The sequence below is a fragment of the Luteibacter sp. P1_D3 genome (genome assembly GCF_056406135.1).
Genome location: NZ_JBFUAT010000002.1, coordinates 201,948 through 221,316, shown reverse-complemented (window position 1 = coordinate 221,316; position 19,369 = coordinate 201,948). Strand labels below are relative to the sequence as shown.

Genomic DNA, 19,369 nt, shown 5'->3' with positions numbered 1-19,369 from the left:
CCCGAAGGGGCGCCTTTTTTGTGTCGCAATACCGCGATCGATCAGTAGCGGTAGTGGTCCGGCTTGTACGGGCCTTCGACCGGCACGCCGATGTAGTCGGCCTGGTCCTTGGTCAGCACGGTCAGCTTCACGCCAATCTGCGCCAGGTGCAGGCGGGCGACTTCTTCGTCGAGCTTCTTCGGCAGGCGATAGACCGTCTTCTCGTACTTGTCCTTGTTGGCCCACAGGTCGAGCTGGGCAAGGGTCTGGTTGGAGAAGCTGTTCGACATGACGAAGCTCGGGTGGCCATGGGCGCAACCGAGGTTCACCAGGCGGCCTTCGGCCAGCATGTAGATGGCGTTGCCCTTGGCGAAGGTGTAACGGTCGACCTGCGGCTTGATCGTCTCGCGGGTGACGTCCTTGGCGCCGTTGAGGCGATCCATCTGGATCTCGTTGTCGAAGTGGCCGATGTTGCAGACCAGGGCGTTGTTCTTCATCGCCGCCATGTGCTCGAGCGTGATGATGTCCTTGTTACCCGTGGTGGTGACGTAGATGTCGCCGAGGCCGAGGGTCTCTTCGATCGTGGTGACCTGGAAGCCTTCCATCGCGGCCTGCAGGGCGTTGATCGGGTCGATTTCGGTCACGATGACGCGGGCGCCGAAGCCCTTGAGCGAATGCGCGCAACCCTTGCCCACGTCGCCGTAACCGCAGACCACGGCCACCTTGCCGGCGACCATGAGATCGGTCGCGCGCTTGATGCCGTCGGCCAGCGACTCACGGCAACCGTAGAGGTTGTCGAACTTGCTCTTGGTCACCGAGTCGTTGACGTTGATCGCCGGAACCAGCAGCTTGCCGGCTTCGGCGAGCTGGTACAGGCGATGCACGCCGGTGGTGGTCTCTTCGGACACACCGCGCCATTCGGCGGCGACCTTCTTGAACCAGCCCGGACGGGCGGCGGCGGTGCGCTTGACCAGATCCTTGATGACCTGCTCTTCGTGGTTGCCGCTGGGCGTGTTGACCCAGTCGCTGCCGTCTTCGAGTTCGACACCCTTGTGGATGAACAGGGTGGCGTCGCCACCGTCGTCGACGATCAGCTGCGGGCCGAGTTCGCCCGGGTGGGTCAGCATGTCGAGCGTGCAGTCCCAATACTCTTCCAGCGACTCGCCCTTCCAGGCGAACACCGGCAGTTCGCCCTCGGCGAGCGCCGCGGCGACGTCGTCCTGGGTCGAGAAGATGTTGCACGARGCCCAGCGGACCGAGGCGCCCAGCTCACGCAGGGTTTCGGCCAGGACGGCGGTTTCCTTGGTCACGTGCAGCGAGCCGGAGAGGCGCACACCCTGGAGCGGCTTCTCCTTGGCGTAGCGGGCGCGAATCTGCATCAGGCCCGGCATTTCTTCTTCGGCCATGCGGATGCGGCGGCGACCGAGCGCGGCCTGCGTGATATCGCGGACCTTGAAGTCCTGGAAAGCGGTGTCTTTGGTGACGGCGTTCATGGGGCGTAGCTCCGATTGGTTACGGGGGCGCCGTTGTACAGGAGGCCGCGCCGAGCCTGGCCTATGGGAGACCCCATGGTCGCAGCGCCCCTCGGCGGGCAAAACGGTCTCCCATTGTATCGCGGAATCCGGATGCAGGGATGAACACATCTTTTTAGGTACTCTCGGGGTTCCGATGACTGCAGAGAGCCCGATGGAAGCCGCACGCGATCCCGAATTCCTGCCCCACGACGGCCCCTTGCGCGAAGACGTGCGCCGTCTTGGTACCCTGGTCGGCCAGATGCTCGCCGAGCAGGGCGGCCAGGCCTTCTACGAGCGCGTCGAGCACGTGAGGACGACGGCGATCCACCGCCGGCGCAGCGGCGCGGCCGTAGACGCCCTGGCCGCACCGCTCACCGGCCTGGAAGCGGCCGATGCCGAATCCCTGGCCCGCGCCTTCGCCACGTATTTCCAGGCGGTGAATACCGCCGAACGCGTCCACCGCATCCGTCGTCGCCGCGACTACCAGCGGGAAGGCGGAGCCCCCCAGCCCGAATCGCTGGCCGCGGTGCTCGGCCGCCTCAAGAAGGACGGGGTCGGTCGCGACGAACTCACGGCGCTGCTCGGCCGTCTCGATGTCGAGCCCGTGTTCACCGCGCACCCCACCGAGGCCGTGCGTCGCTCGCTGCTCGAGAAAGAGCAGGAGATCGTGCGTGCCCTCGTCGACGAGTTCGACCCGACGCGAACGCCGCAGGAGCTGCGCGACGACGATGCGCGCATTCTCATGGCGCTGTCCGCCGGCTGGCAGACCGCGGAAGCCTCGCCGGTGCGGCCGAGCGTGCAGGACGAGTTCGATCACGTGGGTTTCTACATCGCGCGACCGATCTACCGCGTGCTGCCGGCACTGTACGAGGCCCTCGAGCAGGCGCTTGCTGAAACCTACGGCGAAGGCGTCACGATTCCGCGGTTGTTGCGGTTCGCCACATGGGTGGGCGGCGACATGGACGGCAATCCCAACGTCAACGCGGAGACCATTGCGGCGACGCTCGGCGCGCAACGCTCGCTGGTTCTGGAGCGTTACCTCGAGGACGTCGCCGAGCTGGGCCGACTGCTCAGCCAGACCGACGATCGGGTGGCGCTCGACGACCGGCTCGTTCGCCGGTTGGAGCGCTATCGCGAGGAACTTCCCGAAGCCGCGGCAGCCATCCGTCCGCGTCACGCGGATATGCCGTATCGCAGCTTCCTGAAATTCGTCGCCGCGCGGCTGGAGGCGACGTTGCAGGAGAAGCCTGCGGCTTACGCCGCGGCCGATGAATTCATCGACGACATCGCACTGGTCGATGCCAGCCTCGTTGCCCATGGCGGCAAGCATGCCGGTGCCTATGCCGTCGGTCGCCTGCTTTGGCGTGCACGCACGTTCGGCTTCCATCTGGCCCGGCTGGACGTTCGCCAGGATGCACGTGTGCATGACGAGGCGCTGTCCGCCTTGCTCGATGACGTGGAATTCGCGAACCACGACACGGCCGCGCGCGTGAAGGCACTACGCCCGTACGCCGCCGGCGAACGGAGCTTCGTCGCCGGCGACGATCACGAGGCCGCGACGATGCTCCGCGAGGTGTTCGCCACGCTGGCCGATTCGCGCAAGCGCTACGGTCAGGAAGCCACGGGCCTATACATCATCAGCATGGCCGAAAGCGCGGCCGACGTGCTCGCCGTGCTGGCGCTGGCCCGTCGCGGTGGCCTGGTCGAAGACGGGCGCGTGCCACTCGATGTCGCCCCGCTGTTCGAGACGATCGACGATCTCGCCGGTGGCGCCGAGACCTTGCAGGCACTACTGGACGATCCGGTTTACCGGGAGCACCTCAAGGCGCGCGGGGATCGCCAGTGGGTGATGCTCGGCTATTCGGACAGCGGCAAGGACGGCGGCACGCTGGCGTCGAAGTGGAGTCTGCAGCGCGCCCAGGTGGACCTGCTCGAGGTGGCATCGAAGGCCGGCATTCGCGTCGCCTTCTTCCACGGTCGCGGTGGCTCGGCCAGTCGCGGCGGCTCGCGCATCACCCCGGCCCTGATGGCCTCGCCCCGCGGTTCCGTGGGCGGTGTGCTGCGCGTGACCGAGCAGGGTGAAGTGATCCACCGCAAGTACGGCATTCGTGCATTGGCCGTGCGTAACCTTGAGCAGACGCTCGGTGCGGTGATGCGTGCCTCGTTGCGCCCGCGCGACGTCGATGCGCGCGAGCCGGCATGGAAGGACACGATGGCACGGCTCTCTGCGGAGAGCCGCAAGGCGTACCGCGCGTTCGTCGACACCGAAGGCTTCGTCGACTATTTTCGCGGCGCCACGCCCATCGATGTCATCGAGCGCATGACGCTCGGTTCGCGTCCGGCACGTCGCCGCAGCATGAAGGGCGTGGAAGACCTCCGCGCGATTCCCTGGGTATTTTCCTGGACGCAGTGCCGTGCCGTGCTCACTGGATGGTACGGGTTGGGCAGCGCGCTCGACGTCGTCGCGAAGGATTGCGGCGAGGAGCGCCTCGTGGAGATGGCGCGTGAGTGGCCCTTCGTCTCGACCATGCTGGACGATGTGGAAATGGTCCTGGCGAAGGCCGATATCGACATCGCCGAAGCGTTCTCGAAGCTCGCGGGCCCCCTCCACGAGCGCTTCTTCCCGATGATCCGCGCGGAGTTCGAACGGACGGTGGCGTGGGTGCTCAAGCTGAAGGGCGCCGATGAACTGCTGGCCGGCGACCCTCGCCTGGCGACGTCGATCCGTCTGCGCAATCCGTACGTGGATCCGATGAGCCTGCTCCAGGTCGACCTGCTCAAGCGCTGGCGGGCCACGGACGGCAAGGATGACGCCCTGCTCAGTGCCCTGGTGGCCTGCGTCAACGGCGTGTCGCAAGGGCTGCAGAACACGGGCTGAGCTATTTGCCATACAAAAAGGGTGAGGCGGCGCGGCGCGCCGTCTCACCAGGTAAAGAGAATGCGTGCCAACGCCTAAAGTCTGCGCGCGCGCTGCCGAAAACGCCGGTGTAGGGGCACCCGCAAGCGGTGCCCGATGACCTGGCACAAGGCTCCGTATGAACAGCATTTTCCATCGCGCCGCGGCGCGCAGCATGAGCGTGGGCGCGCGCCTCACCCTGCTCGTGGTCGGCATCGTGGCGCTCGGCGTCGCGGCGTTGACCATCGTGGTGACCACCATGGTCTCGCGGGAGCTGGAGACGCGGGCCCGTGCCGATCTCGAGCGCGGCAACCGGGCCATCATCGCCACGGTGAACACGTTCAGCGGCGCCCTGCTCGCCGAGTCCGATCGCTTCCTCAGCCTGTTCGAGAGCTATTACCCCGGCAGCTTATCGGTAGACGACAAGCACCGCGTGATGATGGGTGGGCACACCGTTCCCACCCTGCTGCATGACGGCAAGGCGATCAACGGCGATTTCGCCCAGGTCGACGAGTTTTCCACGCGTGCGCATGTCGTGGCGACCCTGTTCGTCCGCGACGGGCCGGATTTCATCCGGGTCAGCACGTCGCTGAAGAAGGAAGACGGATCGCGCGCAGTCGGCACGTCCATCGACCATGCCCACCCGGCGTTTCCGCAGCTCTTGTCCAACAAGTCGTATGGCGGCCCTGCCGTCCTGTTCGATCGCCCGTACATCACTCGTTACGAGCCGATCCACGATGCATCCGGTAACGTCGTGGGCGCGTGGTTCGTCGGCGTCGAGATCGCCAGCGAGATGGCCAATCTCTCGCAGGAGATCGCTTCGATCCACATCGGCCAGAGCGGCTACTACTCCGTCGTCGATGCGAGCGCCGGCAAGCGATACGGTACGTTCATCGTCGACCCGATGACGAAGGACGTCGCAGCCAGGGCCGACGGCGCTGCGCTGAAGGTGATGGATGTCGATGGCCAGCCGGTCTTCGGTCGCATGCTGTCGGGCAAGCACGGCGAGTTGCGTTACCGCGTGAGCGTGGACGGCCGCACGGTGGATCGCCTGGCCATGTATGCCACCGATCCCGCCTGGAGCTGGCTGGTCGCCGGCACGGTGGACATGGATGAACTTTACGGACCGGTGAGGCACCTGCGCATGGTGGCCATCGGTACGGCCATCGGCATGGTCGGCGTGCTTTGCCTGCTGCTCTTCATCGCGATCCGGGCGCGCATCACGCGACCGCTGTCGCATGCGGTCGAAGCTGCCCGGCGGTTGGCCGAGGGCGACCTTACGGCACGCCTTCAGACCACGCGCGGCGACGAGATCGGCCAGCTGATGCGTTCCATCGATGGCATCGGCGACGGGCTCGGCGACATCGCCCGATCCGTGCGCAAAGCGGCAGCGAGCATGGCGGGAAGCACGTCCGAGATCGCCGCGGGCAACGCTGATCTGTCCACGCGCACCGAAACCCAGGCGCACGAATTACAGATGACCGCATCGAGCCTGGACGAGCTGACGCGTACGGTGCGCGACAACGCCGGCAATGCGGCGCGGGCCAGCACGCTGGCCGAGCACGCCAGCATCGCCGTGCAGCAGGAGGCGAGTGCGATGCAGGGCGCCGTCGAGGCGATGAACGGCATCCAGGCCTCGGCCCAGCGCATTGCCGACGTCATCGGCATCATCAACGGCATCGCCTTCCAGACCAACATCCTGGCGCTGAATGCAGCGGTCGAAGCAGCGCGCGCCGGTGAGCAGGGCAGGGGCTTCGCCGTGGTGGCCGAGGAGGTTCGCAACCTTGCCCAGCGCAGCGCGACGGCGGCGAAGGAAATCGAATCGCTGATCACCGAGTCGGTGGAGCAGGTCGACGCCGGTCACGGCCTGGTGACCGAAGCGGGTCGCAACATGACGACCGTGCTCGGTCGCATTCGCGATGTGGCCGACCTGATGGGCAACATCAGCCGTGCGACGAACGATCAGTCCGACCAGATCGGCCGGATCAACCACGCCGTATCGCGCATGGACGATTCGACCCAGCAGAATTCGGCGCTCGTCGAAGAGGCGGCTGCCGCGGCGAAGAGCCTGGAGGATCAGGCGGGCGAGCTGGCGCGGGTCGTGGAAGTGTTTCGGTTGTAGGCCCAAGAGCATCGCCGATGAATCGGCTCCGACAGAGAACATCGGCTCCCACAGAGAGCTGTGCTGCTCTTGTGGGAGCCGATTTATCGGCGATTGGGTGCTAGCGACAACGTTTCAGCCTTCCAGCTCTTCCCACCGAGCAAACGCCGTATCCAGCTCGGCCTGCACCTTGGCCAGCTCCTCGTTGCCACGCGTGATCGCCGCGGCATCCTGCTGGAAATACTTCGGGTCGTTCATCGCCGCGGTGCGTTTGGCGATCTCCGCTTCGAGCTGTTCCAGCTTCGCGGGCAGCAGATCGAGCTCGCGCTGTTCCTTGAACGAGAGCTTCTTCTTCGCTGCCGCGATCGGCGTCGACGCCGGCGTGGGTGCGGCGACGGGAGCAGGCGCGCTCTTCGCGTTGGCCGCACGCGCTTCGGCGATGATCGGCTTCTGACGCAGCCACTCGCTGTAGCCGCCGATGTATTCGCCGACCTGGCCATTGCCTTCGAGTACCAGCGTGCTGGTCACGACGTTATCGATGAAGTCACGGTCATGGGACACCAGCAGCAGCGTCCCGGTGTAGTCGCCGAGCAGCTCTTCGAGCAGCTCCAGCGTTTCCACGTCGAGGTCGTTGGTCGGCTCATCCATCACCAGCAGGTTGGACGGCTGGGCGAACAGTTTGGCCAGCAGCAGGCGGTTACGCTCGCCGCCCGAGAGACGGGTGATCGGCGCACGCGCGCGCTCCGGCGAGAACAGGAAATCCTGCAGGTAACCGATGATGTGCTTGCGCTGGCCGTTGAGCTCGATGTACTCGCGGCCTTCGGCCACGTTGTCCAGCGCGTTCAGGCTGTCGTCCAGCGTGGAACGATGCTGGTCGAAGTAGGCGATCTGCAGGCCGGTGCCCAGGGTCACTTCACCCTGCTGCGGCTTGAGTTCGCTGAGCAGGATCTTCAGCAGCGTGGACTTGCCCGCGCCGTTGGGACCCATGATGCCGACCCGGTCGCCACGCATGATCGTCGTTGAAATGTCGTCGAGCAGCGTGCGGCCGCCATAGGCCTGCGTGACGTTCTTGGCGTCGACGACCTTGCGTCCGCCTGCCTGCGCGACGGCAAGCGTGATCTTGGCCGTGCCCGACTGTTCGCGCCGCTCGGCGCGCTCGTTGCGCAGCGCCTTCAGCGCGCGCACGCGGCCCTCGTTGCGGGTGCGGCGTGCCTTGATGCCCTGGCGGATCCAGACTTCTTCCTGGGCCAGCTTGCGATCGAAGTGCGCGACGGCCTGGGCTTCCGCGTGCAGGCGCTCTTCGCGACGGCGCAGGTAGTTGTCGTAGTCGCCCGGCCAGCTGGTCACGTTGCCGCGGTCGATCTCGACGATGCGCGTGGCCAGCGAACGCAGGAAGCTGCGGTCATGGGTGATGAAGACGATGCTGCCGCTGAAGTTCTTCAGGAAGGTTTCGAGCCAGGCGATCGCCTCGATGTCGAGGTGGTTGGTCGGCTCGTCGAGCAGGAGCAGGTTCGGATCCCGCACCAGCGCCTGGCCGAGCAGCACGCGGCGCTTCATGCCGCCGGAGAGGTCGGCGAAGTCGGTGTCCGCCGGCAGCTCGAGCCGTTCGATCACCTGTTCCACGCGGGATTCGAGGTCCCAGGCATTGAGCGCCTCGATCTTTGTCTGGACCTCGCCCAGCGCGTCCATGTCGCCTTCTTCGAGGGCGTGATGGTAGCGGGCGAGCAGGTGTCCCAACTCGCCAAGCCCGTCGGCCACGACATCGAACACGCTGCCGGTGGTGTCCTGAGGCACTTCCTGGGTCAGGCGGGCGATGCGGGTGCCGCCCTGCAGGCGGATCTCGCCGTCGTCGGCGTGGATTTCGCCGGCGATCAGCTTGAGCAGGGTGGACTTTCCGGCGCCGTTGCGCCCGACGATGCAGACGCGCTCGCCGGCATCGAGGGAAAGATTGACCTGTTCGAGCAGGAGCGGGCCGCCGACGCTGTAGTCGACGTTGAGCAGTTGGATAAGGGACATCCGCCCATTCTACCTGCCCAGGAGGCCCTTCAGGCGGTGTCGACCCGGTAACGGGTGTGCTGGCGCCAGATAACGCCGGGTCGCAGGATGGCCCCCTCAAACTCGGGGCTGTTGACCTGGTCGGGGAAGGCCTGGGTCTCCAGTGCGAAGCCGGCAAAGGGTCCGTAGGGGTCTGCACCACGGCTGGGCTGACCGGTGAGCTTCTGCCCGCTGTAGAACTGCAGGCCAGGACGGTCGGTCTCAACGGTCAGGCGACGGCCGCTGGAGGGCTCGTTTACCACGGCCACGGTCCGCAGCGCCGAGCCGGTCGGCGGGCGCGGGATGTAGCAATGGTCGAAGCCGCCGACCAGGCGCAGCTGCGGGTCGGGCCAGTGCAGGCGCGAACCGATGGGTGCGGCGTCGCGGAAGTCGAACGCCGTGCCCGCTACATGCTGGCGACCGACGGGGATCGCCCCCGCGTCGATGGCGAGGAACTCGTCCGCGTCGATGCGGATCACGTGGTCGCGGATATCCGGACGCCGGTCGTTGAGATTGAAGTAGGGGTGGGCCGTGAGGCTCAACGGCGTCGGCGCATCCGAGGTCGCTTCGTATTGCAGGTCCAGCGTGCCGTCGTCGTCGAAACGACAGCGGAGTTCCACGTGCACCTCGCCGGGAAAGCCACCGTCGCCTTCGGGCGAGACCAGCCGCATCACCAGCGAATCACCGTCCGGTTCCACGTCCCAGCGCTGCAGATGAAAGCCGTCCTGGCCGCCATGCAGATGGTTGCCGCCATCGTTGCGGTCCACCTTGTAGTCGATGCCGTCGAGGCGGAAACGACCGCCGCGTATGCGGTTCGCCCAGCGGCCGACGATGGCGCCCATGTACGCATTCGAGTCGAGGTACTGCTGTGCCGTGGCATGGCCGAGCAGCACGTCGCCCATGCGGCCCTGGCGATCGGACGATTGCCAGGAAAGCAGGGTGCTGCCCAGATCGGTGATGTCGATCTGCGCATCGCTCGCGTTGCGCAGGGTCCAGCGGTGGAGCGGTCGGCCGTCGGGAAGCTGTCCCCAGGCGGTGGCATTGGATACGGGCATGGATAAAGCGGTCCCTGCGGGCAACGGTCAGGTTGCCGCCGTCTTGCGATGAAGGTCGAGGTATTGGCGTGGCGTACAGTCGTACTCGCGCCGGAATACCGCATACATGTATTGCAACGAGGTGAAGCCACAACGCAGCGCGATATCGGCCAGGGGCACATCCGAATTCGCGATGAGGTCGCAGGCGGTATCGAGTTTGTGCGTGAGGATCACCTGATGCACGGTCTGCTTGAGCTCGCGCTTGAAGTGTTCTTCGAGCACCGTGCGCGATACGCCGACGTAGTCGGCGACCTGCTCGGTCTTGATGCCGAGACAGCCGTACTGGCGGATGTAATGGCTGGCGCGCATGACGTGCGGGCTGCGTATCGGATGGAACTTGCTCGACGCCTGCACGTTGATGCCCACCGGCGGTACCAGGACGCGCGTGCCGGCGCAGTCCATGCCGCGCAGCATCTGGTGCAGCAGATGGGCGGCCGTGCGCCCCATTTCCTCCGCGCCCTGGATCACCGAGGTGAGCGGGATGCGCGTGAGCAGCTGGGCCATGGGATCGTTGTCGATGCCGACGATGGCGATCTGCTCCGGCACGGCGATGCCGCCCATGACGCACGCCTGCAGCAGCTGACGGGCGCGTGCATCGGTCACGGCGACGATACCGATCGGTTTGGGCAGCTCGGCCAGCCAGGTGACCAGTTCCTCGACGGCCTGTCCCCAGCCGCCGGCACTGGTCGGCGAGCCCTGGTAGACCAGGCCCTCGACCGACTCCTCCGCGACGATCGCGCGGAAGGCGTGCTCGCGCTCGTGCGCCCAACGGCTGGTCGGGTGCGGCGGCAAGCCGTAGAAGGCGAAGCGGGTGAGGCCCTGCTCGATCAGGTGGTCGTAGGCGAGGCGGATGAGCCGGGCGTTGTCGGTGGCGATGTACGGCACTTCGGCCGGGTAGTTGGCCGGATCGTGGTACGACCCGCCGACGGCGACGACCGGGATGTGCAGGTCGACCAGCGTTTCATGGGCTTCGGGGTCGTCGAAGTCGGCGATGACGCCATCGCCGCGGAACTGGCCGATGTCACGCATGCGGCTGCGGAAGTCCTCTTCCATGAAGAGATCCCACTCGACGCGCGTGCTGTTGAGGTAATGCCCAATGCCGGCGATGACCTGGCGGTCATAAACCTTGTTCGCGTTGAACAGAAGGGCGATGCGATGGGGTGCCATGACCGGGGAAATTACCACGCCATCCGTTAAACCGGTCATGACGCACCGCGGCAAAGAAAACCACGGGAACGGCGATTGAAATCGCAATTGCGCCGCATGGCCCCGGATCGGCAGGATCGACGGGATTCGTTCCCACGTTCGTCAAGGAATTGTTATGTCGTACTTTTCCAACATCCCCAAGATCGCCTTCGAAGGCGCCGGCTCGGACAACCCGCTGGCGTTCCACCACTACGACGCCAAGAAGCAGGTCCTCGGCAAGAGCATGGCCGAGCACCTCCGCCTGGCGGTGTGCTACTGGCACACCTTCGTCTGGCCGGGTTCGGACGTGTTCGGCGCCGGCACCTTCGATCGCCCCTGGCATACCGCCGGCGACCCGATGGAAAAGGCCCGCGAAAAGGCCGAGGCAGCGTTCGATTTCTTCAGCCGCCTGGGCACCCCGTTCTATACCTTCCATGACACCGATGTGGCGCCGGAAGGCGCCAACCTCGCCGAGTACAAGAACAACTTCGCCGCGATGGTCGACGTGCTCGAGAAGAAGCAGGCCGAGACCGGTGTGAAGCTGCTCTGGGGCACGGCCAACGTGTTCAGCAACCCGCGCTACGCCGCCGGCGCCGCGACCAACCCGCAGCCGGAAGTGTTCGCCTATGCGGCGACCCAGGTCCGCCACGCCATGGAAGCCACGCATCGCCTCGGCGGCGCCAACTATGTGCTGTGGGGTGGCCGCGAAGGCTACGAGACCCTGCTCAACACCGACCTCAAGCGCGAGCGCAACCAGCTCGGTCGCTTCTTCCAGATGGTCGTGGAACATAAGCACAAGCTCGGCTTCAAGGGCACGATCCTGATCGAACCGAAGCCGCAGGAGCCGACCAAGCACCAGTACGACTACGACAGCGCCACGGTCTACGGCTTCCTGAAGGACTTCGGCCTGGAGAACGAGGTCAAGACCAACCTCGAGGCCAACCACGCTACGCTCGCCGGTCACTCGTTCCAGCACGAGGTCGCCACCTCGATCGCCCTGGGCCTGTTCGGTTCGATCGATGCCAACCGCGGCGATCCGCAGAACGGTTGGGATACCGACCAGTTCCCGAACAGCGTCGAAGAGCTGACCCTGGTCACCTACGAGATCCTCAAGGCCGGCGGCTTCACCACGGGCGGCTACAACTTCGATACCAAGGTCCGTCGCCAGAGCAGCGCGCCGGAAGACCTCTTCCACGGCCATATCGGCGCGATCGACGCGCTGGCGCTGAGCCTGGAACGCGCCGCGAAGATGATCGAGCGCGATGCCCTGGCCGACTTCAAGGCCAAGCGCTACGCCGGCTGGGATGCGGACTTCGGCAGCAAGATCCTGCAGGGCGGCTTCACGCTGGCCTCGCTGGCGGATGAGGCACTCTCCCGCGACATCCATCCGAAGCACGTGTCGGGTGGTCAGGAGTTGCTCGAGAACATCGTCAACCGCTATATCTATGGGTGATATGAGACCCGACATGGAAGCTTCGGAACGCATGTACCTCGGTATCGACCTCGGCACCTCCTCCGTCAAGGCGGTGCTCGTCGACGACGCGGGAGAGGTGCGCGCCAGCGCCACCAGTCCGCTCGAGGTATCCCATCCCCGGCCACGCTGGTCCGAGCAGGACCCGGCGACCTGGTGGTCGGCGACCGAGGCCGCCGTTGCGGAAGTTCTCAAAGGAACCGATGCCCGCCGTGTGGCGGCCATTGGCCTTTCGGGGCAGATGCACGGCGCCACCCTGCTCGATGCGTCCGACACCATCCTGCGACCGGCCATTCTCTGGAATGACGGCCGCTCGGACGTCGAATGCGCCGAACTCGAAAAGGTCCCGGGCTTCCGCGAGATCACCGGCAACCTGGCCATGCCGGGCTTCACGGCGCCCAAGCTGGCCTGGGTGCGCAAGCACGAGCCCGACGTGTTCAGCCGCATCGCCAAGGTCCTGCTGCCGAAGGATTACCTGCGCCTGCTGCTCACCGGCGAGTACATGACCGATGCCTCCGACGCCGCCGGTACGCTCTGGCTGGATGTCGCCAAGCGCCAGTGGAGCGACGCCATGCTGGCGGCCACGGGGCTCGATCGCTCGCACATGCCGCAGGTGTTCGAGGGCAGCCAAGCCGCAGGGCGGCTGCGTAAGGAGCTGGCCGAGCGCTGGGGTATGGATACGGTGCCGGTCGCGGCGGGTGGTGGTGACAACGCGGCTGGTGCGGTGGGCGTCGGTATCGTCCGGGATGGTCAAGCCATGCTTTCGCTGGGCACGTCGGGCGTCTACTTCGCCGTGTCCGACGGTTTCCGCTCCAGTCCGGAACAGGCCGTGCACAGCTTCTGTCACGCCTTGCCCGACACCTGGCATCTCATGTCGGTGATGCTCAACGCCGCCAGCTGCCTGGACTTCACGGCGCGCCTGACCGGCCAGAAAGACGTGCCGGCCCTGCTCGCCGAAGCCGAAGCGCGTGGCCTCAAGCCCGATGGCCCGATGTTCCTGCCGTACCTCACGGGTGAGCGCACGCCGCACAACGACGCCCATGCCCGCGGCTCCTTCACGGGACTGGGTCCCGAGACCGATCGCGCCGATCTGGCCAACGCCACGCTCGAAGGTGTCGGACTGGGTCTGCTGGACGGCCTGCTCGCGGTGGAATCCACCGGACTGGTCGCCGAGGAGATCACGGTCATCGGTGGCGGCTCACGCAGTGCGTACTGGATTCGCATGCTGGCCGACATCCTGGGCAAGCGCCTGGTCCTTCGCAGCGGTGGCGAGGTCGGCCCGGCACTCGGCGCAGCCCGCCTGGCCCATCTCGCGGTGGATCCGCAGGCCACGCTGGAGGAGGTCTGCCCGATGCCTGCCGTGACGGCGACGTACGAGCCCGATGCAGCGCGTCATGCTTATTTTCTGCAAACGCGCCACCCTCTGTTCCGCCGTACCTACGAACAGTTGAAGTCCCTGACTACCGACGCCGTTCACGGCGACGATTTCCGCCCTTCCTGAAGGGCGATTCCATAAGCACGGAGATAAGCATGAAGCAGAAGGCTCTACACACGGTGCTGGCCGTATCGATGATCGCCGCAGGCGTTTTCGCCGCTCCGCAGGCGCATGCAAGCAAGGAAAAACCGGTCATCGGCTTCTCCATCGACGATCTTCGCGTCGAGCGTTGGACGAAGGACCGCGACTACTTCAAGGCTGCCGTCGAAGCCAAGGGTGGCACCGTCTCGGTGCAGTCCGCCGATGCCAACGAGCAGAAGCAGATCCAGCAGATCGAGAACCTGATCTCGCGCAAGGTCGACGTCATCGTCATCGTGCCGTTCAACGCCAAGACGCTCACCACCGTGGTCGCCGAAGCGAAGAAGGCCGGTATCAAGGTGATCTCGTACGACCGCCTGATCCTCAATGCCGATGTCGATGCCTACATCTCGTTCGACAACGACAAGGTCGGCCAGATGCAGGCCCAGGGCGTGGTCAACGCCGCACCGAAGGGTAACTACTTCCTGCTCGGCGGCGCGCCGACCGACAACAACGCGAAGATCCTTCGCGAAGGCCAGATGAAGGTCCTCAAGCCGCTGGTCGACAAGGGCGACATCAAGATCGTCGGCCAGCAGTGGACGAACGAGTGGCTCGCCTCGAACGCTCAGTCGATCATCGAGAACGCGCTGACCGCGAACAAGAACAACATCCAGGGCATCGTCGCCTCGAACGACGGCACCGCCGGTGGCGCCATCGCCGCCCTCAACGGCCAGAAGCTGGCCGGCAAGGTCGCCGTGTCGGGCCAGGATGCGGATCTTGCCGCCATCAAGCGCATCAAGGCCGGTACGCAGACCATGACGGTCTACAAGCCGATCAAGACGATCGCCACGGACGCCGCCAACCTGGCTATCGACCTTGCCCAAGGCACCGCGCCGAAGTTCACCTCCAAGATGAACAACGGCAAGGGCGATATCAACACCATCCTGCTCACCCCGACCCTGCTGACCAAGCAGAACGTCGACCTCGTGGTGAAGGACGGTTTCTACACCCAGGCCCAGGTCGGCCCGTAAGCGAAGCGTTAGCGTAAGATCGACGACGCCCCGCCGGATGGCGGGGCGTCGTCCTGCTAAAGGAAATATCGGTGAGCGAATACCTGTTCGAGATGCGCCAGATCGTCAAGGAATTTTCCGGCGTGCGCGCGCTCAATGGCATCGACCTGGCGGTTCGTCCAGGCGAATGCGTCGGCCTGTGCGGCGAAAATGGCGCCGGCAAGTCGACCCTGATGAAAGTCCTGTCCGGTGTGTATCCCTACGGCACCTGGGAAGGCGAAATTCTTTTTGACGGCAAGCCCCTGCGCGCGCACTCGGTGCGCGACAGCGAGGATGCCGGTATCGTGATCATCCACCAGGAGCTGATGCTGGTTCCGCAGCTCTCCGTGGCCGAGAACATTTTCCTCGGCAACGAGATCCGCAAGTTCGGCGGCGTGATGGACTTCGACGCGATGTACGCGAAGGCCGATGCCCTGCTTGCCCGGCTCAAGCTGAAGGACGTCAACGTTGCGGCGCCCGTGATGAACTACGGTGGCGGCTATCAGCAGCTGTTCGAGATCGCCAAGGCGCTGGCCAAGAACGCACGCCTGCTGATTCTCGACGAGCCGTCCTCCTCGCTGACCTCTTCCGAGACCGACACCCTGCTGTCGATCATCGAGGACCTCAAGAAGGAGGGCGTGGCCTGCGTCTACATCTCGCACAAGCTCGAGGAAGTGGCGCGCGTCTGCGACACGGTGACCGTGATCCGCGACGGCAAGCACATCGTCACCAAGCCGATGAGCGAGATGACCACGCACTCGATCATCACGGCGATGGTCGGCCGCGATATCGAAAACCTGTTCCCGAAGGTGGACCACGACATCGGTGAGGTGATCTTCGAAGCGAAGCACGTGACCTGTTGGGACGTGGCCAATCCGAACCGCAAGCGTGTCGACGACATTTCCTTCGAAGTGCGCCGCGGCGAGATCCTCGGCATCGCGGGGCTCGTCGGCGCGGGTCGTACCGAGCTGGTCTCGGCGATCTTCGGTGCCTACCCGGGTCGTTCCGAGGCCGAGCTGGTCCTCGAAGGCAAGCCGATCAAGATCAAGAGTCCCGAGCAGGCGATCAAGGCGGGCCTTTCGCTCGTGCCGGAAGATCGCAAGCGCCAGGGCATCGTTCCCCTCCTGGGCGTGGGCGACAACATCACCCTGGCCACCTTGTCGCACTATGCGCACGCCGGCCAGATCGATCGTCAGGCGGAACTCCAGGTGGTCGAGACCGAGATCAAGCGTCTGCGGGTCAAGACGGCAAGCCCGGAACTCGCCATCATGGGCCTGTCCGGCGGCAACCAGCAGAAGGCCGTGCTGACCAAGATGCTGCTGCCCGGTCCCAAGGTGCTGATCCTCGACGAACCCACTCGTGGCGTCGATGTCGGCTCCAAGTACGACATCTACAAGCTGATGTTCGAACTGGCGTCCAAGGGCGTCGCGATCATCATGGTCTCTTCGGAAATGCCCGAGGTGCTCGGCGTGAGCGATCGCGTTCTCGTCGTCGGCGAAGGCAAGCTGCGCGGTGACTTCAAGAACGTCGGGCTGACACAGGAGCAGGTGCTTGCCGCCGCCATCTCGCATGCCGCCGAAGGTCCGGCGCACGCGGCCTGATCCTCCCACCACTTCACGCGATACCAGGAAGCTCCTCCATGCAGTCGCAGCAAATCCAGCAACTGTTCGTCCGTTACAAGATCCTCGCGCTGCTCATCGCCGTTGCGATCATCTGGGTGTTCTTCCACATCAAGACCGACGCGGCCTTTGTCACGCCGGGCAATCTCTCCAATCTGTTCCGACAGATGGCGATCACCGGCATGCTCGCCTGCGGCATGGTCTTCGTCATCATCGCCGGTGAAATCGATCTCTCGATCGGCTCGCAGCTCGGCCTGCTCGGCGGCGTGGTTGCGATCCTCACGGTCAATCAGGGCTGGGGAACGTGGCCGTCGATCGGCGCCGTGCTCGTTCTCGGCCTGCTGATCGGCGGATTGAACGGTTACATCGTCACCAAGCTGCGGGTGCCTTCGTTCATCGTCGGCCTGGGCGGCATGCTCGCCTTCCGCGGCATCGTGCTCTACATCACGGGCAGCTCCACCATCGCTCCCGCGCCGGACAACCTGATCACGATCGGCCAGGGCTTCGTTCCGCCGAGCGTGTCGGTGTGGATCGGCGGCCTGATCTTCCTGGCCATGGTCGCCTTGACCGGACGTCGTCGCGTACGCCGCGGAAAGCTCGGTCTGCAGCAGGCCGCGTTGTGGGTCGATGTCGCGAAGATGGTGGCGGTGGGTGCCTTCATCTTCGGGTTCGTGCGCATGCTCAACGACGCCAATGGCATCCCCATCCCGGTGATGATCCTGCTCGGCCTGCTCGCCGTGTTCACCTACGTCTCTACCCAGACGGTGTTCGGCCGGCACATTTATGCCGTCGGCGGCAACATGGAAGCCACGCGCCTTTCCGGCGTCAACGTGGCACGCGTCAAGCTCGTCGTATTCGCCATCATGGGTCTCATGTGTGCCTTCGCCGGCATCATCACCGTGGCGCGCACCGGTTCGGGTTCCCCGTCCGCCGGTACGGGCGGCGAGCTGGACGCGATCTCGGCCTGCTTCATCGGTGGCACGTCCATGCGCGGCGGCTCGGGCACGGTCTACGGTGCGCTGATCGGCGCCCTGGTCATGGCCAGCCTCGATAACGGCATGCAGCTGATGGACGTCGACAACTCCTGGCAGATGATCATCAAGGGCGTGATCCTCGTCCTCGCCGTGTGGGTCGACGTACTCTCCGGTTCCAACCGCAACGGCTGATCGCCCGCCAAAAAGCATCGCCGATGAATCGGCTCCTACCGAGCACGCTGCGCTTTGCCAGGTAGGAGCCGATTCATCGGCGAACGGGTGCTGGCCGCACCCCTCAAGGAAGACCATGAACGACCTAGAAAACCTCCAGGGCACCTGGACCCAGACCCGCTTCGAAGAAAACGGCGTCATCAACCCGCCAGACGTCCACGGCGGCAACGGCGGGATCACCACCTTCAAAGGCGACACTTTCGCGGTGAACCTGCCCAGCGGCGAGCTGCTGCTCGCCGGGCGCTTCATCCTTGACCCCAGCACCACCCCGCGCTCGATTACCTGGATCGACAGCATGGGTGACGACGCAGGCAAGTTACTGCCGGCGAGCTATGTGCTGGAAGGCGATTCGTTCGTCTTCATCGCGGGGGATGAAGGCATGCCGCGGCCAGTTGAGTTCGTGACGTCGCCGGGGTTGACGTTGCGTGGGTTCGTTCGGCGTAGCGCGCGGTAAACGCATCGCCGATGGGATTTTCTTCTGCAGCTGTCAGTAACCCGCTCCCCAAAAATCCGTTCCACCGGCACTCGCGCTGTCACGCGGGCAATAGACGTTGCGGCAAGGGCTCGGCATCCCGCTGTGGATCTTGAGATTGTGCTTGGTGTTGTAGTCGTCGAATTGCTTTTGCAGTCGTCGTTGCTCTTCGGGCGATATCTGGTTAGCGAGGAAGTACTCCATTTCACTCGATGTGCTGTTTGTGAAAGACTCGATGAGCGGCTGGTCCATATTTCGGGCAAGCATTCTTCCCACCGTCGCATGTCCCCGTGCCACGCCAGCCGTGCGGGCGCCGGAATGGCTGGTGCTGGCTGCCGTGTCGACAGGTAATGCGCTAACCGTCCCGGCACACAGCACGCCCATAAGGGAGGTTATCAAGGCTCGCACTGACATGGACGAGGTCATCATGGTCGGTCCTTCGAAACGATGAGGTAGTCGTAGCGTCACGATAGGCTACCCATCGACGACCGCCTATAGAGCGGACGTCGTAGGGGATATCACGCGTTTGCGGCAGTCACGGGCCGGCGCCTTTGATCTCATCCGAAAAACGCATGAGCGATGGCACGCCCTTGCGATCACTTACCGGTATTCAACGCCCGAGCCATCTTCAGATGTTCTTTCAGGGTCGGCAGCGTCTTCTTCGCAAACGCCTGCAGGTCCTTGTTCGAACCCTTCTCCACTTCGACTTCGAAGATGGCCACGGCCTTCTGGTGGTCGGCGACCATCACCTTCGCAAACTCCTTGTCGAACGCCGCACCATTGAGCATCTTCAGCGCGTCGATGTCTTTCTGGTTTGCCGGCGGCGGCGATTCGGCCGTGGCGTAGCCGCGGTCACCGGCAGCGAGGGTCTTCAGTTCCTCGCCTGCCTTGGTGTGGTCGGCGATGATGTGGTGGGCAAAGGTCTTCACCTTGTCCGAACCCGCGTTGGTGTCGGCGAGTTTCGCGGCTTCGATCTCGGCCAGACCGGCGCCACTGGCGTTGGTGACGAAGCCGGCGTCGGTCGGCGTGCCACCCTTGGAATCGGTGTGCTGGGCCAGGGCCGCCATGGGCAGGGCAGCGGCAAGGAAGGCAGTGGCGAGGATACGGGGTACGGTGCGGTGCATGGCGTCTTCTCCGGTAGCGACCCTTCAGGTGTCGCATCCGGGCGATGAAGTCGCCGTGACCTTCGCGGTTAAGCAGGGGATTGCGCACGATGGGGTCCCTGCGTGGAATGCCC

Annotated in this window: 14 protein-coding genes and 1 riboswitch; of the genes, 8 read left to right on the top strand and 6 right to left on the bottom strand. The window is 64.9% G+C overall.

Annotated elements, in window-relative coordinates; all coding sequences use genetic code 11:
- Positions 1-41: 41 nt before the first annotated feature.
- Positions 42-1,472, bottom strand: coding sequence for an adenosylhomocysteinase (gene ahcY / locus AC1DYM_RS03020; protein ID WP_046967056.1), 1,431 nt, complete (start codon positions 1,470-1,472; stop codon positions 42-44).
- Positions 1,473-1,490: 18 nt separating this feature from the next.
- Positions 1,491-1,571: riboswitch (S-adenosyl-L-homocysteine riboswitch) on the bottom strand.
- A gap of 94 nt (positions 1,572-1,665) precedes the next feature.
- Here ahcY and ppc point away from each other — a divergent pair.
- Positions 1,666-4,371, top strand: coding sequence for a phosphoenolpyruvate carboxylase (gene ppc, locus AC1DYM_RS03015; RefSeq protein WP_477335966.1), 2,706 nt, complete (start codon positions 1,666-1,668; stop codon positions 4,369-4,371).
- A gap of 157 nt (positions 4,372-4,528) precedes the next feature.
- Positions 4,529-6,511, top strand: a complete 1,983-nt coding sequence (locus AC1DYM_RS03010) for a methyl-accepting chemotaxis protein (RefSeq protein ID WP_477335807.1) — start codon at positions 4,529-4,531, stop codon at positions 6,509-6,511.
- 114 nt (positions 6,512-6,625) lie between these two features.
- Here the strand turns inward: AC1DYM_RS03010 and AC1DYM_RS03005 are convergent, their stop codons facing one another.
- From AC1DYM_RS03005 to AC1DYM_RS02995, 3 genes are read right to left on the bottom strand one after another with little or no spacing between them, the layout of a single operon-like run.
- Entirely contained in the window at positions 6,626-8,506 is a 1,881-nt protein-coding gene (locus AC1DYM_RS03005) for an ATP-binding cassette domain-containing protein (protein WP_477335805.1), read from the bottom strand.
- Positions 8,507-8,535: 29 nt separating this feature from the next.
- Positions 8,536-9,579, bottom strand: a complete 1,044-nt coding sequence (locus AC1DYM_RS03000; RefSeq protein WP_477335803.1) for an aldose epimerase family protein — start codon at positions 9,577-9,579, stop codon at positions 8,536-8,538.
- Positions 9,580-9,606: 27 nt separating this feature from the next.
- Entirely contained in the window at positions 9,607-10,824 is a 1,218-nt protein-coding gene (locus tag AC1DYM_RS02995) for a XylR family transcriptional regulator (RefSeq protein ID WP_477335801.1), read from the bottom strand.
- A 115-nt stretch (positions 10,825-10,939) separates the two neighbouring features.
- Between AC1DYM_RS02995 and xylA the strand changes: the two genes are divergently transcribed.
- The 6 genes from xylA to AC1DYM_RS02965 all read left to right on the top strand — a co-directional run bounded on the left by xylA (position 10,940) and on the right by AC1DYM_RS02965 (position 18,114).
- Entirely contained in the window at positions 10,940-12,256 is a 1,317-nt protein-coding gene (xylA, locus tag AC1DYM_RS02990) for a xylose isomerase (RefSeq protein ID WP_477335799.1), read from the top strand.
- 13 nt (positions 12,257-12,269) lie between these two features.
- Entirely contained in the window at positions 12,270-13,775 is a 1,506-nt protein-coding gene (xylB, locus tag AC1DYM_RS02985) for a xylulokinase (RefSeq protein ID WP_477335797.1), read from the top strand.
- Between the two features lie 29 nt (positions 13,776-13,804).
- Positions 13,805-14,818: a D-xylose ABC transporter substrate-binding protein gene (gene xylF, locus AC1DYM_RS02980; RefSeq protein WP_477335796.1), complete on the top strand. Its 1,014-nt coding sequence runs from the start codon at positions 13,805-13,807 to the stop codon at positions 14,816-14,818.
- A 71-nt stretch (positions 14,819-14,889) separates the two neighbouring features.
- Complete coding sequence (locus AC1DYM_RS02975; protein WP_477335794.1) at positions 14,890-16,437, top strand: xylose ABC transporter ATP-binding protein; 1,548 nt, start codon at positions 14,890-14,892, stop codon at positions 16,435-16,437.
- Between the two features lie 38 nt (positions 16,438-16,475).
- Positions 16,476-17,621, top strand: a complete 1,146-nt coding sequence (locus AC1DYM_RS02970) for a sugar ABC transporter permease (protein ID WP_477335792.1) — start codon at positions 16,476-16,478, stop codon at positions 17,619-17,621.
- A 115-nt stretch (positions 17,622-17,736) separates the two neighbouring features.
- Positions 17,737-18,114, top strand: a complete 378-nt coding sequence (locus AC1DYM_RS02965) for a TIGR03067 domain-containing protein (RefSeq protein WP_477335790.1) — start codon at positions 17,737-17,739, stop codon at positions 18,112-18,114.
- 33 nt (positions 18,115-18,147) lie between these two features.
- Here the strand turns inward: AC1DYM_RS02965 and AC1DYM_RS02960 are convergent, their stop codons facing one another.
- Together AC1DYM_RS02960 and AC1DYM_RS02955 are read right to left on the bottom strand one after the other, a co-directional pair.
- Complete coding sequence (locus AC1DYM_RS02960; RefSeq protein WP_477335788.1) at positions 18,148-18,561, bottom strand: hypothetical protein; 414 nt, start codon at positions 18,559-18,561, stop codon at positions 18,148-18,150.
- Positions 18,562-18,728: 167 nt separating this feature from the next.
- On the bottom strand, positions 18,729-19,256 hold the full coding sequence (locus tag AC1DYM_RS02955) for a DUF4142 domain-containing protein (protein ID WP_477335786.1): 528 nt from the start codon (positions 19,254-19,256) through the stop codon (positions 18,729-18,731).
- Positions 19,257-19,369 lie beyond the last annotated feature (113 nt).